The sequence below is a fragment of the Rhodococcus sp. DN22 genome, assembly GCF_036669995.1.
In the GTDB taxonomy this organism is placed as follows: domain Bacteria; phylum Actinomycetota; class Actinomycetes; order Mycobacteriales; family Mycobacteriaceae; genus Rhodococcus_F; species Rhodococcus_F erythropolis.
Window position 1 is genome coordinate 127,015 of the sequence record NZ_CP133327.1, and the last position, 14,879, is coordinate 141,893.

General features: G+C 60.2%; 16 protein-coding genes. 12 read left to right on the forward strand and 4 right to left on the reverse strand.

Translation table 11 applies throughout. The features are described 5' to 3' along the window. Nucleotides 1–730: 730 nt before the first annotated feature. The 12 genes from RA302_RS30640 (at nucleotide 731) to RA302_RS30695 (ending at nucleotide 11,758) form a co-directional block, all read left to right on the forward strand. Nucleotides 731–1,741 (forward strand): ParA family protein, encoded by a 1,011-nt coding sequence (locus RA302_RS30640; protein WP_047269163.1) that lies wholly within the window; start codon nucleotides 731–733, stop codon nucleotides 1,739–1,741. Between the two features lie 14 nt (nucleotides 1,742–1,755). Then, nucleotides 1,756–2,247: a hypothetical protein gene (locus tag RA302_RS30645; protein WP_125053092.1), complete on the forward strand. Its 492-nt coding sequence runs from the start codon at nucleotides 1,756–1,758 to the stop codon at nucleotides 2,245–2,247. 196 nt (nucleotides 2,248–2,443) lie between these two features. Continuing rightward, nucleotides 2,444–2,848, forward strand: a complete 405-nt coding sequence (locus RA302_RS30650; protein ID WP_047269161.1) for a hypothetical protein — start codon at nucleotides 2,444–2,446, stop codon at nucleotides 2,846–2,848. Then, on the forward strand, nucleotides 2,845–3,114 hold the full coding sequence (locus tag RA302_RS30655; RefSeq protein ID WP_047269160.1) for a hypothetical protein: 270 nt from the start codon (nucleotides 2,845–2,847) through the stop codon (nucleotides 3,112–3,114). The genes RA302_RS30650 and RA302_RS30655 overlap by 4 nt, the downstream gene beginning before the upstream one ends. Further along, nucleotides 3,098–3,829 (forward strand): hypothetical protein, encoded by a 732-nt coding sequence (locus RA302_RS30660; RefSeq protein WP_047269159.1) that lies wholly within the window; start codon nucleotides 3,098–3,100, stop codon nucleotides 3,827–3,829. The genes RA302_RS30655 and RA302_RS30660 overlap by 17 nt, the downstream gene beginning before the upstream one ends. Before the next feature lie 741 nt (nucleotides 3,830–4,570). Continuing rightward, on the forward strand, nucleotides 4,571–5,710 hold the full coding sequence (locus RA302_RS30665) for a hypothetical protein (protein WP_075835651.1): 1,140 nt from the start codon (nucleotides 4,571–4,573) through the stop codon (nucleotides 5,708–5,710). A gap of 68 nt (nucleotides 5,711–5,778) precedes the next feature. Beyond that, entirely contained in the window at nucleotides 5,779–6,522 is a 744-nt protein-coding gene (locus RA302_RS30670) for an AAA family ATPase (protein WP_190287584.1), read from the forward strand. Between the two features lie 43 nt (nucleotides 6,523–6,565). After that, nucleotides 6,566–7,708, forward strand: coding sequence for a hypothetical protein (locus tag RA302_RS30675; RefSeq protein WP_058228445.1), 1,143 nt, complete (start codon nucleotides 6,566–6,568; stop codon nucleotides 7,706–7,708). Nucleotides 7,709–7,947: 239 nt separating this feature from the next. Beyond that, a complete protein-coding gene (locus RA302_RS30680) occupies nucleotides 7,948–8,133 on the forward strand; it encodes a hypothetical protein (RefSeq protein WP_141695860.1) in 186 nt (61 codons plus the stop codon). Nucleotides 8,134–8,211: 78 nt separating this feature from the next. Beyond that, the gene (locus RA302_RS30685) at nucleotides 8,212–10,875 is read left to right on the forward strand and encodes an ATP-dependent DNA helicase RecG (RefSeq protein ID WP_125053084.1); all 2,664 of its coding nucleotides are present in this window, start codon (nucleotides 8,212–8,214) and stop codon (nucleotides 10,873–10,875) included. A 137-nt stretch (nucleotides 10,876–11,012) separates the two neighbouring features. Then, nucleotides 11,013–11,252, forward strand: a complete 240-nt coding sequence (locus tag RA302_RS30690) for a hypothetical protein (protein ID WP_064112267.1) — start codon at nucleotides 11,013–11,015, stop codon at nucleotides 11,250–11,252. 134 nt (nucleotides 11,253–11,386) lie between these two features. Further along, nucleotides 11,387–11,758 (forward strand): hypothetical protein, encoded by a 372-nt coding sequence (locus tag RA302_RS30695; protein WP_075835659.1) that lies wholly within the window; start codon nucleotides 11,387–11,389, stop codon nucleotides 11,756–11,758. A 115-nt stretch (nucleotides 11,759–11,873) separates the two neighbouring features. On the opposite strand, the gene RA302_RS30700 is transcribed toward RA302_RS30695, so the two are convergent. From RA302_RS30700 to RA302_RS30715, 4 genes are all read right to left on the reverse strand, one after another. Further along, the gene (locus tag RA302_RS30700) at nucleotides 11,874–12,452 is read right to left on the reverse strand and encodes a hypothetical protein (RefSeq protein WP_075835661.1); all 579 of its coding nucleotides are present in this window, start codon (nucleotides 12,450–12,452) and stop codon (nucleotides 11,874–11,876) included. 295 nt (nucleotides 12,453–12,747) lie between these two features. Further along, entirely contained in the window at nucleotides 12,748–12,954 is a 207-nt protein-coding gene (locus RA302_RS30705) for a hypothetical protein (protein ID WP_143542516.1), read from the reverse strand. A gap of 180 nt (nucleotides 12,955–13,134) precedes the next feature. Further along, on the reverse strand, nucleotides 13,135–13,575 hold the full coding sequence (locus RA302_RS30710; protein WP_047269150.1) for a hypothetical protein: 441 nt from the start codon (nucleotides 13,573–13,575) through the stop codon (nucleotides 13,135–13,137). Next, entirely contained in the window at nucleotides 13,572–14,873 is a 1,302-nt protein-coding gene (locus RA302_RS30715; protein WP_047269149.1) for an AAA family ATPase, read from the reverse strand. The genes RA302_RS30710 and RA302_RS30715 overlap by 4 nt, the downstream gene beginning before the upstream one ends. Nucleotides 14,874–14,879: the final 6 nt, after the last annotated feature.

Consider the following 14,879-nt stretch of genomic DNA (forward strand, 5'->3'; position numbering starts at 1 on the left):
CACGGTAATTCTGTGTTTCATGTGTGAGCTATGTAAGCCTTATAATCCATGTAATATGTTGTGTATGTTTAACACGGTTCATCTGTGTACTACGTGTTGCAATGCACGACTGTGTACAACTTGGGGGCAAGAGTAATCGGGTAGTCAGCACACACTTTTGATCACTTGATGCACCCATTGTTAGTGCGAGCAACATGACACTTTGTATGCAGGTGATATGTGCTGCACTGGTAACACATGCTTGATTGTGTATGCGTGTCATATGTCATGACTGTGGAAGATGGGCTACCCGCACTACACAGCCACACATCGGTGCACGGATGTACTGTGCGGGCAATGGTCCATGGGTTATAGTTACTGCACTGTGCACCACAGCTTGCACATGTAACACGGTCCAGCAAGACAGCCATTGTGGCACTGCACATATGGCGTCTACTGCGTCCACTGGTTACGCAGCCAAGCATGTAGACACTAAGATCAAAGTTGACACTAGGTACCCGTAGGGGACAGGCCACACAGCAAGTCAGGTACTCACTGATCAGCTTGTATCGCCAGATCACACGGAGACCCAGTGAACGCACTACCTGCAACACAACACGTACTGCACGCCTAGTCATAGGTACACAGGAACCACGGCTTATATGCTGTGACAACACAACAGCCGGTTCGACCCGATGTCGCCTCACTGAAATCAGGCATCGAGTGCGGGCCACTACAGAGAGGGTGTGCGATGGCCGATCTAGGCGAAAGCCGCGCCGACTACCGTGCGAAGACAGTTGCGACCTTGTGCTCCAAAGGTGGAGTAGGGAAGAGCACTCTAGCTGCGCAGATCATCTCCGACGCCTCCAGGCTCGGACTGAAAGTTCTCGGTATCGATCTTGACCCCAACGGCACCTTGTCTCGACTGACAGGCACGGTCGCTCCGGTAGGGGAGTTGTCGATCGGCGACGTTCTAGTGGGCGCTGCAAGGCCGCAGCAGGTGGCCCGAGTTCCAGTGGACTGGCAGCCTGACATTGCCTTCGATCGTCCGTGGATACAGGGCGGTCCGCTCCTGCCCGGAGGTGCGGTCCACATCCTGCCGGCACCGGACCGCGGCCTTGAAGTGACGACATCGAGGTCTGGAACCGACGCGGAGCAGGCTCTCCTCGAAGCGCTCGCAGTATCGGAAATCGGTGAGCATTACGACCTGATCGTCGTGGATCCGCCCGCCAGCACATCGTCGACCCTCTATTTGGCGTTGTACGCCTCCGAACACCTGGTGTTCCCGCTGCAGACCGAATCGGCCGCTCTTTCCGGACTCACACTTACGGTGGAATCTGCGATCAAGTTCAGCAGTCTTTCCCGTCGGCGGGTGAACGGTATCGGGGTTGTTGCGACGATGCTCGATCGCACCACCGAACACACGTTGACCCTCGCAGCAGCGCAGGAGTGGATGGACGAGCGATTCAAGGGGCAAATCGGCGTTCTCAATCCGCAGATCCCACGTCGAACCATCGTGTCAGAAGCAGGGTCGTCGATGGTTCCTGTCTCTCGCCTCGTAACAGGCAAGCTGAAGAACGCAGACATCGCCTCCCGTTACGCCGCAGTGGCTTTGGCAGTCGTCGCAGCGGTGACACCGGAGCGCCTCGAAGCGATTTTCGACGCAATCGAGAAGGAAGATCTTCCCGAGGAGATCGCGGACATCATCTACGCGGCTCTCGAAAGTCGCGCTGAGACAGTCAATACCGGACAAGAAAACTAGGAAGGGGACCACCGATGTCGCAACGACCTAGGCGTGACCCACTCAAGATGGCGCGGGCTGCATCCGGCGGGACCAGCCTCGCAGCGTTCACCGAAGAACCGTCGGTGCCAAACCCCGCTGAGGACACCCAGTCCGAGGTGAGCCCACTGCCCGCGGCGTCACCGGTGGTCACTCCTGACGACGACAACGACTACGGCGATTTTGAGGACCCCGCAGACGACGCGCCGGCCCCGACGCCGCGAAGGTCGACAGGCAAGCGGAAAGACACCATCAGGACGAAGACGTTCCCGATGCTGCAGACCACCGTTGACGCTGTTTCGGAATCCTCGTTGGCCTGGCACATCGCCGACCCAACGCGGATGCAGCACTTCGGTGGAACAGCATCTGAAACAGCGTTCGTTCAGGCACTCCTCCTGTTCGCCGTCGATCGCATTTCGAAGAACCAGAAGGACGCCGACCGATTGCTCCGCTACTTCCCAGAGAACGCGCGAGTTCGCAACCGGTAGCGAGTGACCCGATCGCCACCTAGTTGGGGCCGTACAAGTAGCCACTTGTACGGCCCCAACCCTGTTTCCAGCGTCTTCCCAGCTCAGGACGATGGAGGTGACACGTCACGCATACATGTGCCGCATCACCGGAACTGGGCATGTTTACATGCTCTACATCGGAGATGAACACATCTACACCTGACGGGAACTGCCCATGATCACTTTGAGGTTGCATCGCGACGCACGAGCCCTCCTGGACGAGGTCGCCGAACGAACCGACCGCCCCCTGGGATGGATACTCGGGGAAGCGACTATCACCGCCATGGTCGATGTCGCCGGCGCTGCTGACATCGAAGCAGCCCGAGCAGTACTCGCCCCCCACCTACCGAGCCCCGACAAAACCCACACCAGTCGAATGACCACCACTCTCTCCAAACACTGCGAGTCTGTTGTCGGTCTTCTCCTGACCCACCAGGGTGGGGGACTGGCGTCGACATCCGCCATCGTTCGTGCAGCGTGGGGACACTGGATTTCTACTGCGACCGTCGACGAAATCGCCGAACACCTCGGCGTAGTAAGGCCCCGAGCGCAGATCGCAATGGGCACCGGTGCAGCATGAGCCGCCGACAATCCCTGACCGTCGCAGGCTCAGCACTCCTACTCGCAGCCCGATGCTCGCCGGACACCACCTTCGACGCCACGGCCGCCACCGAACTGCTACCGGACCGTTTGCGATACACCCAACTGGGGCCGGACTCGGATGTGGTGAGCCCCCAACAGGCATGGAGTGAGCTGGTCGAGGCGGGGAGGGTCACCGGGACCTTCGACGACTGGCACTTGACTGAAACATCCGAGGAAGGTGCCGAAAATGGTCGACGCCCGTAGGCACGACACTTCGCCGGCCAAGGCAACACGAGCTCGCGGCCGGACCGGATTCTTCGTCCCGATGGTCAAGGATTTCTGGAAAGACCTCGCAGCACTCGGCTGCAACCTGTCGGAGATCGGCTACTTCACCATGATTTCCACCAGCAAGGCGACTTCGCCCATTGGCAGCTTGTACATGCGCCACGAATGGGCAGACCTCGACGGCACGAACCTGGACCATGCAGAGCGCACTCTCGAACAACTCGAGAAACGCGGCCTGATAGCCCGCGATGGGTACTACATCCTCGTCGTGTCCTGGATTCGCCAGTACGCCTTCAACAACCCCAAATACCTGCGCGCCGGGTTGTATCCCCTTCAGAACGAGATCGACAGCCCATTCTTGCGGTTCGTATTCGGCACACAACTACTACAGCTCAGACTCTGCGACCTCGACAAGACGAAAGCCGCAAACCTTCATGAAAGTGCATCGCTCCTGTGGGCCGAAATCACGGGATCCGCACTTCCACCTGCTGACGCAATGGACGGCGACATAGACCAGCCGAACGACTACATGGTCACGGCGCTGAGCAACATGCCCGGGATCGAATTAGCCGTGACAGAACTCGACCGGCGGACCTGGTGTGTAGTGCAGGCCGAGCTACACCGACCACTGCAACAGGCGCTCGGGAAGCATCGCAAAGTGACTCAGATTCAACCGCGCGCCAGCAATCACTAAGGCTGGGACTCACGTTCGCGATGTGAGCCCATCCTTTACCTAAATCAGGCCCCATGCCTTCGTCGACGAAGGCATGGGGCCTGATCGGTTGGATGTCGTCCGCTCCGCAGGGAGTAGGGGCACTAAAGGTGTTGAGGCCAGACTTCAAGTTCCCCTCCGGACGAGCGAGTATCAGCTTCAAAACCTGTGGATACCGCACGGGATACCCTATCCATTTCGCTGTCTTCGGATACCCCTACGGATAGGTCAACGGATAGGGTATCCGCATTCAAACTCGCTGGTCAGAGCCGTGGTGGATAGGGTATCCGCTGGGGTATTGGATAGTCGCACGTGCGCGCGTCCGCGCGCGCACGAACAAGACCACAACAAAACCCCACCTCCCTACGGTCGGTGGGGGTGCAGGGGGAGGGTTTTCGCTCGAGTTGACGACCTCGCCGCTTCGCGCCGAGACCCCGATGCGCAAGCGCATCCCCGGATGAACTTCTACGCCGGCCATGAATAGGTTCCGAGTGGAATCGCCGCTGAGAGGCCTTGTGGGCCATTTGTCGGCGGAATGCGACCACGGACCGCGAGTACGCCTCGGCGCAGCTTCTGCGAGGCGCTCAGTGGCGGCTTTGTGTGTCCTGGATGCAGTCCGAGGAACCGGTAAGCAGCGCGAGTACGTGCCGCACACCGGAAACGGTGCTCCTAGCGTTGGCGATCGGAAACACCAACACGACTTCAGCCCGACCGGGAGGGACCATGGCGAACTTGGACGAGGCGGAACTCGCAGCATCGATCGTCGCCGCATTCGAGGCTCGACCGGAATTGATCGAACGACTCGCAGACGCGGTGGCCGGCCGAATCGCCGAGGCGCTCGCAGCTGGTGACTCTGCTCGAAATTCACACCGCGCAGAATCGACGTGGCAAACAGACGAAACTCGCGTCGAAACATTGCTTGAGTGGGTCAGAACGTCGCCGAAGAAACTCATCGACGGCGACCGACATGCGTGGGCATCCGCGATTGTCGGGGCCAGCGGAGCGAGTGATCCCCGCGGAGTGTTGGAATGGGCACTCGGCAACGATTGTGCAACCTCTCATTGGAGAAGCCGAGAAGCGCCGATTCCCGCGCCACACCCGACACGGTCGGGGGCTCCGAAAGCGGGGCCGTACTCGCAGATGCTTGCTGAATTCAGACTTGCCGAGTCCGAGAGCGGTGCAGTCATAGTCGCTGGCATCGACCGTTTGATCAGCGCAGTGATAAACACCGTACGGACATACGGGGTGGTGGGAGATGTGACCCCGACGACAGCGTGGCGGCGAAACGCTATGGCTGTGCTTCGAATTCGAGATGTCGAGGAAGCTTCCGGGGCGATCTCATGGGCGATGAAGCATAAGCCGCATTGGAAGTCGAATATCCAGGGCATGCCAACCGAACGAACATTCCAAAAGTTGTACGCCGACTATCGAACTGCAGGTGCCGGTTTCGACCCTGTGCGTGACGGTGGGGAACATGCCGAGGCGATCAAGGAGTTGAGTCGCGGCTGGTCGTGCTATCTGGGCAAACTGCTCAAGAACGGGGAAGTTCCCGTTCGGGGGGTGACGTATCGCAGGATCTGGGAGGTGTTGACGGGATCGGACGGCGGCGCCTCCGTGCCTGTGGCAGATGTGAAGGCAGTCATCTTGTGGATACTCGCACCTGACGCCGGACGCGCACGATTCTACGTACAAGGCGACGACTTTCCCTCGATCGAGAAGATCCGAAAGGCGATGGTGGACATGGCATCAGGATCGATCCGAACACGAAGCGGTATTGGGGCAGGTGTGAACGAGACGAATACGCTCGCGGGTGACAGTGTCGCGGCCGTGGGATCCACCACGGTGACCGTGCGGGGGATCTGATGGCAAAAACGAGAGCTAACACTGTGGTCAGGGTGAAGTGTCGCCAGTGCGGAGAGGAAGTTCTGCGCATGAGTGGAATGCCAGGTCAACCGCCTGGTTGGCAGTCGAACGTCACATGCACTCGCTGTCGCGGAGAGGACTACGAGCAGACATGGGATCGCGAACTCGAAGGCCAAGCCCGCGGTCGACTGTTGCGCAGGATCGCCGAGTTCGATGCGACTGCAGGTTACGAAGCGGCGACGTTGGGTGACCCGGACGTTCGAAACACCCGGTGGGGCCGCACAGCATGCGAAGCGGTCGCCGCTTGTGAACTTGATGATCGAGCGCGAGCTGGGCTGATGTTCTTCGGACCCACAGGAATCGGCAAGACCTTCGCGGGGTTCGCTGTCTGCAATGCGGTCGCTGAAAAGTTTGGTGCCGACCAGGTGCGATTTGTGTCGGAGGAAGCGCTTCTCGGCGGTGACGTTGCACCGTGGGAACTGCGAGGACGATTGCAGGCTTGGTTGAGAGGAGCGTCGGTGATCCTCATAGATGACATCGGCGTCGCCACCAGGCGCTCAGATCAGATTCAGTCCGCCTGGAAGGAACTGTGCGGTCAGATCGCAGGTCACCAGGGGCCGTTGATCATCGTGGGAACAACGAACAGGCAAGGTTGGGACGGTGATGTAGGTCTGGCTGCGTGGATGGGCGCTCAGTCGACATCGCGCCTTCGTCAGTGGACCGAAGACTGCACAACTGGCTGGGTAGATCGCAGGACGGACACTGTTCACGAGCGGTGGCGCGACCAGTTGACCAGAACACCGGAACAGTGACAGTCACTATGGTGGGCGAACGATTTTCAGGAGGTGAACGTCGATGAGTGAAAATGCGGGCTCCGGGCGCAACGATTCGTTTGGGGGTGGATCCGACAACCCGTGGGATGACCGGGCGCTCGACGACCAGGTTGGGCCCGGAGAGGCTGAGCCGCAGGCGGACAACACTCAGTGGGCGGAGTCAGCGACTCCGGCGTCGGTCACGGCTGTCCGACGACCTCTGCGGCCGGCCGGCGCCGGGAATACGACGAAGGCTGGTGGACAACGGCCGGTTTCGGCAGCGGAGCCCCGTCGCCGAGAGGATTCACCGAAGTCGGAGAAGCGTCGCGGGCGATGGCTGACGATGCTGCGTGGCCGCACCGCAGCGACTGGCCCCGGCGACGATGTGGCACTGGCGAAGTCAATCCGGCGACCGCTGAACGAGCCGAAGAACATTGCCTTCATCAACGAGGGTGGCGGGACAGGGAAGACGACAACCGCCGTGCTTCTCGGGCTGTTGTTGGCTTCGCTCCGGAACGGTCCGATCGTTGCCGTCGACGCATCACCCGGCTGTGGTGACTTGGGAAACAGAGTTCCCGAGTCGAAAAGACCTGCGGGAAACGTACGTAGCGTCGTCGAAGGCATCGGGCGGATCCGGACACTCGATGATCTGCGAGCCCACATGAACCGGGTGGCCGGTGGCTTGGACGTCCTTGCGGCCGACGCATCGACCTCGGCGGAGGCTGTTTTCACGAGCACGGACTACGTAAGGTTGACCGAGATACTTCGCGAGCATTACGAGGTGACGATCACCGACTGCGCCGCCGGCATGGTTTCCGATGTCGTGGAAGCTGTCCTCGATGATGCGGATCTCGTGGTGATCGTGTCCGAGGGTGGGGATGGGGTTCGGTCGTCGACTTGGACGGCTAACCGCATGATGGACCGGGCCGAGGCCAAGCCGAAGTACAAACGACTACTCGATGATGCTGTGGTGGTGGTCAATTCGAGGCACGACCGGACGAAAACCAATACAGCGAAGATCATGGATTTCTATCGAAATATCGTCAGGGCTGTCGTTGAGGTGCCGTTCGATCAGCACCTGGAAGGCGGGGACATCATCGTTTTGGACAAGTTGTCAAAGAACACTCGCACTCAGCTGCTTCGATTCGGTGATGCGGTTATCTCGAGTGACGGGTTCAATCAGTGATGCTGAGAGCCGAAGTCAGCTTTGTGAGGTTGGCCCACACTGTGTAGGGGATGCCGGTGTCGTCGACTGCTGTGAATGGTCGACCGGTTCCGGAGCGGGCGAGTAGCTGATCAGGGTATTGCATCGCGAATTCGGTGATTGACGGTTCTGCGGCCTTGATGATGTGAGCCGTTTTGTCGGTGGATCGTGTAATTGATAGACCTGCAAGAAGTTTGGACATTGTGGATGGGCCGCGATCAGTGGCCAAGACCAACAGGATCGACGGCACGGTGAGGCCGAACTCCGCGCAGCACTCTGCAATTGGCTTTGTCGGAGTGATGATTGTGACCCAGGTTAGAAGTGAGTTACTGCCGGATGTGGTGGTCATGATTTTGATTGTGGTGTGGGTGGTTCTGGTGTGTGGCACGACGCAGAGTGCCGCATGACCGGAAGTGCTTCTCGCAGAATTGAAATCGAGGCGCGGAATGATCCGTGACCACGACCGCAGTAGGGAGCGTGTTGACGTGCAACTGAGCTTGGCCCAGCGAGCGCGTCTGCGGGATGCAGCGGACCGGTTGGCGTCAGTTGGTGTGTGTACCCCTGCGATGGATTCTGCTCGTAAACGCAATGTTCGAGATGAATCGTCGTGGCCGCCCCGTCTGTCTCTGCAACTCCTCGTTGACGTACGCGCGCACGCCGATGCGTTGCCGGCGCTGGGAGTAATAGTTGAGAGCTTGCCAGATCTACCTGCCGGCGCACCGGGGGCAGGTGAGTCGGCGCCAGGGGGCGGAGTGCGACACAGCGGCCGTGACGAGGAATCAGCGGAGCAGTCGGTGCAGGACAGTGACTGGCCGTGGGGGAGTGGGACACGAGTCGCGGCGCCATCGTCCAGAGAGCCGAAGGCTCAGCAAGCGGTTGTGTCCTCACTGGTGGCGTCGACAGTCTCGTGGGGGAGTGGTACGCGAGTTGCGGCGGCTCCGACCGTTGCGGAATCGTTCGCAGCAGTGGGTGTTGAACTCGCGATCCCTCATATTGAGGACAACAGGTCAGCAGCAGCGGTTCTCGCGGAGAAGGGTTCCGGTGAACCGCTGCTATTCGATGGACTGCTCGATTCTCTGCGGGGAGTTCCTGTCGACGATCTTGACGGCGTTGGTGAGACGACGAACGAAAAGATGGTGGCTGGCGGAGTTTCGAGTGTGTTCGACCTGCTGATGCGGGTGCCCCTCCGCTACGTAGACCGAACGCAGTTGGCCCCTCTGGAGACACTGGTCGCCGGGACAAAGCAGGTGACGTTCGTTGCACGAGTCCTCGGAATGAAAACGGACTGGGAGAAGCGTTACGTCCGATTCACGCTCGGCGACCACCGTACGAACATCTCAGCGATGTTCTTCCATGCCATGTGGATGGGCCAGCGGTTCCACCGTGGTGACCTGTTGATCGTGCAGGGTGATCTCGGCGAGTTCAACGGAGCATTGTCAATGACCTCTCCGCTACTCGAACTGATGTCGGATTCCACGGCCCCGCTGTTGGCGATTTACCCACAGTCGCAGAAGCATTCGGTAGACACTTGGATGTTGCGACGGGCGGCGGTTGACGCGTTGCGGCGTATCCCGGCGCTCGACGATCCGATCCCGGCTCCACTGTTGGTTAGGCGGAAGCTACCAACGCGGTTGGCTGCGCTGCGGTCGGTGCATGTCCCGGAGTCGAAAGCTGACGCGGACTTGGGAAGAAATCGGCTTGCCTACGACGAGCTGTTGAGACTGCAACTCGCGCTCGGCGTACTCCGAAATGCGCAGGCCGCGGAACCGGGTGTGACGCACACACCGACTGGGAAACTCGTAGATCCTTGGCTGGCTGGCCTTCCGTACACGCCGACGGGTGCGCAGTCGCGAGCGATCGGTCAGATTCGCAAAGACATGGTCGCTGCCCGGCCGATGAACCGGCTGCTTCAAGGCGACGTTGGTGCAGGAAAGACGCTGGTACTTGCGGCAACTGCACTGATGGCCATTGAGGGTGGCTACCAGGCAGTGCTGATGGCGCCGACTGAGATACTCGCGCGCCAGCACTTCGAGGAGATGGCCGAGGTGCTGCGTCCGTTGGGTGTGACAGTGGATCTGCTGGTGTCGCGGGGACTTCCCCGTCCGCGGAAAAATGTGCTCGCAGACCTCGCGGGCGGGCATGTGAACTTGCTGGTGGGAACCCACTCTGTGCTGTCGGATCCGGTTGTGTTCGCGAACCTTGGTGTGGCATTGATCGATGAACAACACCGTTTCGGTGTGGATCAACGTGCAGTGCTGGCCACGAAGGGCCCGGGTGGGTCGACGCCGGATATTCTGCAAGCCACAGCGACTCCTATACCTCGGACTGCCGCGATCACGACCTACGGTGACGTGGAGCTGTCGATCCTTGATGAGAAGCCGCCGGGTCGAACCCCGACAGTGACGACGTGGCTGGAATCCGCGACGACGGACGACCCGAATTCTCCGGTGTGGAAATCCATCCGTAGCGAGATCAGTCAGGGGAGACAAGCGTTCGTGGTGTGCCCGTTGGTCAAAGTCTCCGGTCAAGACTCGGAAACTAAGATGGCGGCAGCAGCCGAAGACACTTGCGTCGCACTCGAGGCCGGCGCATTGGCAGGCTTGCGGATCGGTTTGGCGACTGGGAAGCAGAAGCCGGACGTGCGGCGAGAAATGATGCGCGCGTTCAAGGAACACGAACTCGACGTACTTGTTGCGACAACCGTGATCGAGGTCGGTGTTTCGGTTCCGAATGCGACTGTGATCGCGATCTTGGATGCCACGAAATTTGGTCTGGCCCAGCTACATCAGCTGCGTGGCCGAGTCGGACGTGGACGCTGGCCCGGCCACTGCTGGCTTGTCGGACAGACCAATAGCGAGGACGGTGTGGCGCGTATGGATGCGATGTGCGAGACCGACGACGGCTTTGTACTCGCCGATCGCGATCTGCAGATCCGCGGGCCTGGCTCCCTGACCGGTTCAGCACAGGCAGGGCGAGATGCTGGGCTGTTGGTTGCGGACCTGATCGATGATGCTCGCATCCATCTCGCAGCGCGGGCGGATGCCCACGACATCTTGGCTCGTGACCCACACTTGCACCGCAGTCAGCTGATGAAACGCGAAGTTGAGGCTGCTCTCGGCGACGATGCGCACTACCTGACGAAGAGCTGATTGGCTGTTCCGCTCGCGCCGCTAAGCAACCTCCGGTGGCAGAGATTCGTGTCCGGCCGAGATGGTCGGTGCCGCAGGCTCGTGCGCCGGCAGACAGAGTCGAGTCACGCGGAAGGCTGTTCGAACAGGAGGTTGAAATGGAAAGCAATAAAAGAAGTTTCGAAGTTTCGGTGACAGTGACGGTGCGCGCAACTGTCGATGGGGCTTTGGTGCCGGGATCGTTGCCGAAGTTGATCCAGCGGTGGCCGACGGACCTGTTCGACGAGCTTCGCCGTGAATGGGTTTCTCAGACTGGATTGTCCGTCGAGCAGTTCGATGAAGCGGACGCGGTCGTGATGAGTGAGAGGGATCCGTCAGGTATTCCGAGCGTGCTGTGAGCAGGTGGTATGCGTGGGTGGTCGAACTCTGCTGACGCCAAGGCGTATTCGCGGAGTCGCGTTGATGCCGCACGTGTTTGTGCGGGGCGAGATGGTGAACCGCATCTACCCCACAGGACAAAGGGAGCAAGGCGATGGGCTTCACGACAAATGACTACGCCGGCCTGGTCGATGAGCAGTCGATCCCAGCGGTCGGCCCGTATATGGCACAGTCCGTTTCGATCGAGGCTTTCCACGACTGGATCGTCGCTTCCACCGATGCTGCTGTTTTTGAAGTCATCGACGGCCGTGAACACGCCGCGCAAGTCGCGACGCTACTGACCGGACGTATCGGGAACGGCTACGGCGCAGCGTCAGGGACAGTGTTCGTCGCCCATCTCAGAGCGATGTATGCGGTGAAGGGCACAATCGTTGGGGTGAACGAGTGTTCGGTGCAGTTCGCCGACGAGCATGGGAACCTGCACGTCCTCCCGATCATGGCAGTACGCGGCCTGATCGTGGAGTGAGTTCTACAGGCACCGGCAAGAGAAGACATTGGCGGCCAGGTAGACCAACCTCAACCTGTGGGCATTCGAGCTCCGATTTGGGTTGCCGCTTTCTCTGCGCTGTCACGACTAGGTGTTATCGCGGTTGAGCCCGTGGTCCGCCCGGACGTGGAAACGGCCAATTCATCACGGCGTCGCGGCGGGAAGCGAGCACTTGCGCGAGGTGGTCGTTGTCTGGGTGGCGCGCTGAAGCCGCAGCAGCCAGGAGGAACCACCGAACATCAAGCGCCGCGGGCTCGTATCCGGTTTGACCTTGTAAGTACGCGCCGATGATCATTGCGCAGTGTTCGGCTTCAAATGCTGTGAGTTGAACGAGTGCGGTGTTGGACGGAAGATCGACGTTGACCAATTCTTGATACTCGTCGGGATCCTGACCGTGATCCTTGTAGTCAGGCGTCCTCGCCAGAGGTGCTCGTTGGTCCTGGTGGCTGGTTCCGTACTTGGAAGAGTCTGCGCTGCCATCGAATCCGCTGTGGTCGCCGACAGCGCCGCTACCACTGATTGCGTCGTCCTTATCTCCTCCGCCGGTCAGCCAATCGGGCTGTCCTTCTTGAGCTTGATCGCGGCGATTGAGAGTGGCCGGAAGCCTCACGAAAACCTGCCACGCGAGAAGAAAGAGCGCGATGACGCCGATGATACCGAGGACGAGGGTCATGGTTATCTCACTTTCCAATGCTCTGCGCCGTTGACGGTGGCGGCGACGGGCAACAGGACATCGCGCGGAGTGAGTTGTGGTCCAGCTCCGATCTCAGTCACTATCGCTCGGTCTGAAGCACATCGCATTGCCGGATTCCGATCTGGACGAGCAACTCCGGCGGTATTCCTTTGCTGCAAGTCGATGATTGTCCTTGCCTTCGGTGGCCACAGGTGATGAATGCCGCGCTGCAACGCATTCCAAGTGCTCGGACGCTGAAGCGACGTCTCTTCGTTCGCGGCGCGTGTGATTCGAGCTAGCTTCGTCCAGTGAACAGGCGCGATGCCAGCGGGGCAGCGCCGAGGAGACCCAAGAACAGTACGACCAAGGCGAAGATCAGGCCGAATTGCCACGGTTCCATTGTGTCGGAAAGGAACAGACACCCGATCAGCGTTCCGATCGCGAAGCCGATCCCGCCAATCCCCGCGACGACCGCAAGAATTTTGGTGATTTCTTTGCTCATGCCTGTCATCCTCTCGTAGTTGGTTCCGGTCAGTGTGCCCTGATGGTCCGACATGGCCCGCGGTGTCGAAGAGATCAGAAGGAGGCGCGAGATTTCATGGGGCTTAGGCGAGTCGACGTGATTCTGGTGGACGGCTGGCTGGTTCGGCGCAAAGGCGCCGAAGGCGTTGTGGCGGGGTCACTAATCGCTGTGACCGAGGGAAAACCCGCGGATGCCAACGATCGGGCGAGCGAGAGCCGGGAACAATTGTGTTCCGTCAGCACGCACGGGCGAACCATTGACGTGCATGTGGAGGATGTTGGTCAGTGCCGCTCGAAGCCCGTGCTCGATGGATCGAGTCTTGCATCGGCGCCTCGACAGAGGAGCGAAGGCGACAACGGTGTTGCCGTGAACTGATGCCCCAGCCTCAGACTGCACGTCAGGGAGCCCGCACATGTCCCGGCGGAAGGCGTATTCGACAACTCTCAGAGTGTGCAGGACCAGTTCATCGTCCGGGATGTCGGCGAAGGTGACACCGAGAAGGTCAGCGGTGGTGTCGATGCCCGTGGTGTTCGTGCCGTCGAGACTGGTCAGCGGACCGCGGGCTCGCCACGTAGGCATGGGTACAGCGAGACTGCTCATGCTGCGCCTCCAAGCTGCAGAGGACGGACGTTGGGGATCGCGAAGGACGTCGAGACTGCGGTGGCGACCAATGTGGAAACATCTGGGTCGGGGCAGGCCGCGACAAGAGTGGCCGCGGCGAACTCGGCGCCCAGGCCGGCGTCGAGTAGCTTCTGCGCCGCGATCAGATCCGCCATCTGGGGTCTCCAGATCGGCCGGCCTCCGGTGGCGATGGATTCGTCATGCTGGGTGAGCAAGTTCCACCCCACTTTGATCAGGCGGGAGTCGATTCCGGCGGATTCTGCAACGTCGTAGTCGGTTTCAACGGTGACTTCGAAAGGGAAGCGTCGCTTGATTGCGTTGTCGAGTGGTCGGATGCCTCGTCCTTCCTCGTTGTATGTGATGACGAGACTGAATCCTGGAGCGGCGTGGACGGTCGGCAGGTCGGGGCGGTCGTCGATGACGAGTTGGGTGCGGGCATCAGCGACTGAGAGCAAGATGGCGATCGTCTCCGAAGGGGCCCGGTTGATTTCGTCGATGAGTAGAACTTTTCCGCACTTCATCGCGCGCAGCAATGGGCCGTCGCACCAGAGGAATGTGCCATCGGGTTGTGGTTGGTAGTGCCCGATGAGCGAGGACACTGACAGATCTCCGTGCCCTTGCACAGTGATCAGATCCTCTCCGAATGCCACCTCTGGGAGGGTGGTCTTACCTCCACCGGCAACCCCCTTGAGTCGAATATTCATGTAACCCCGCAGCTTTCGGAGTACCAGGTAATCCGGCTGGCCCGCGATGGTGCGTGGGAGGTAGCGGCGGCCGTCGGTGAGGAGAAGGCCGTCTCGGTCGGCTTCGGGGATCTCGATGATGATGCGATCAGCGAGGTCGGCACCGCTGCTGGCCTGCGCTGTACCGCGCAGGACCCGCTTGTCTGAGGTCAGCGCCTGCACCGCGACGTTGTAGGGGTCCGATTGTTCGGCCAACTCGAGCATGAACAGCGGTGGAAAGAAGTCCCTCGGATCCACCGGTGCGTCGCCTGGCACGCGAACAGTGCTGATCTGTGGAAATCGGATCACGCGGTTCGAGTGATCGGAATCTGAAGGGAAGAAGGTGTGGAAAGCGTCCGCGAACACAGTCGCGGCGGATTCCGGTGGCGTGGTGCTTTCTCGGACTACGAGTTGGCCCTCTTGGAAGTCGGACTCAGCCCCGAAGCCAGTGATCGTAGTCGAGGTATTGGTGAACGGGTCGCGGTAGGCGACGGTGGCGGTGACCTGCCCGTCTCCAGCCTGTACCGCCCAGGCCGCGAATGTCGCTTCGATCATGGAACC

Excerpts from the sequence above, each read along its gene's own strand:
- RA302_RS30640 (WP_047269163.1), top strand. The coding sequence starts at position 731 with ATGGCCGATCTAGGCGAAAGCCGCGCCGACTACCGTGCGAAGACAGTT.
- RA302_RS30645 (WP_125053092.1), top strand. The coding sequence starts at position 1,756 with ATGTCGCAACGACCTAGGCGTGACCCACTCAAGATGGCGCGGGCTGCA.
- RA302_RS30650 (WP_047269161.1), top strand. The coding sequence starts at position 2,444 with ATGATCACTTTGAGGTTGCATCGCGACGCACGAGCCCTCCTGGACGAG.
- RA302_RS30655 (WP_047269160.1), top strand. The coding sequence starts at position 2,845 with ATGAGCCGCCGACAATCCCTGACCGTCGCAGGCTCAGCACTCCTACTC.
- RA302_RS30660 (WP_047269159.1), top strand. The coding sequence starts at position 3,098 with ATGGTCGACGCCCGTAGGCACGACACTTCGCCGGCCAAGGCAACACGA.
- RA302_RS30665 (WP_075835651.1), top strand. The coding sequence starts at position 4,571 with ATGGCGAACTTGGACGAGGCGGAACTCGCAGCATCGATCGTCGCCGCA.
- RA302_RS30670 (WP_190287584.1), top strand. The coding sequence starts at position 5,779 with ATGAGTGGAATGCCAGGTCAACCGCCTGGTTGGCAGTCGAACGTCACA.
- RA302_RS30675 (WP_058228445.1), top strand. The coding sequence starts at position 6,566 with ATGAGTGAAAATGCGGGCTCCGGGCGCAACGATTCGTTTGGGGGTGGA.
- RA302_RS30690 (WP_064112267.1), top strand. The coding sequence starts at position 11,013 with ATGGAAAGCAATAAAAGAAGTTTCGAAGTTTCGGTGACAGTGACGGTG.
- RA302_RS30695 (WP_075835659.1), top strand. The coding sequence starts at position 11,387 with ATGGGCTTCACGACAAATGACTACGCCGGCCTGGTCGATGAGCAGTCG.
- RA302_RS30700 (WP_075835661.1), bottom strand. The coding sequence starts at position 12,452 with ATGACCCTCGTCCTCGGTATCATCGGCGTCATCGCGCTCTTTCTTCTC.
- RA302_RS30705 (WP_143542516.1), bottom strand. The coding sequence starts at position 12,954 with ATGAGCAAAGAAATCACCAAAATTCTTGCGGTCGTCGCGGGGATTGGC.
- RA302_RS30710 (WP_047269150.1), bottom strand. The coding sequence starts at position 13,575 with ATGAGCAGTCTCGCTGTACCCATGCCTACGTGGCGAGCCCGCGGTCCG.
- RA302_RS30715 (WP_047269149.1), bottom strand. The coding sequence starts at position 14,873 with ATGATCGAAGCGACATTCGCGGCCTGGGCGGTACAGGCTGGAGACGGG.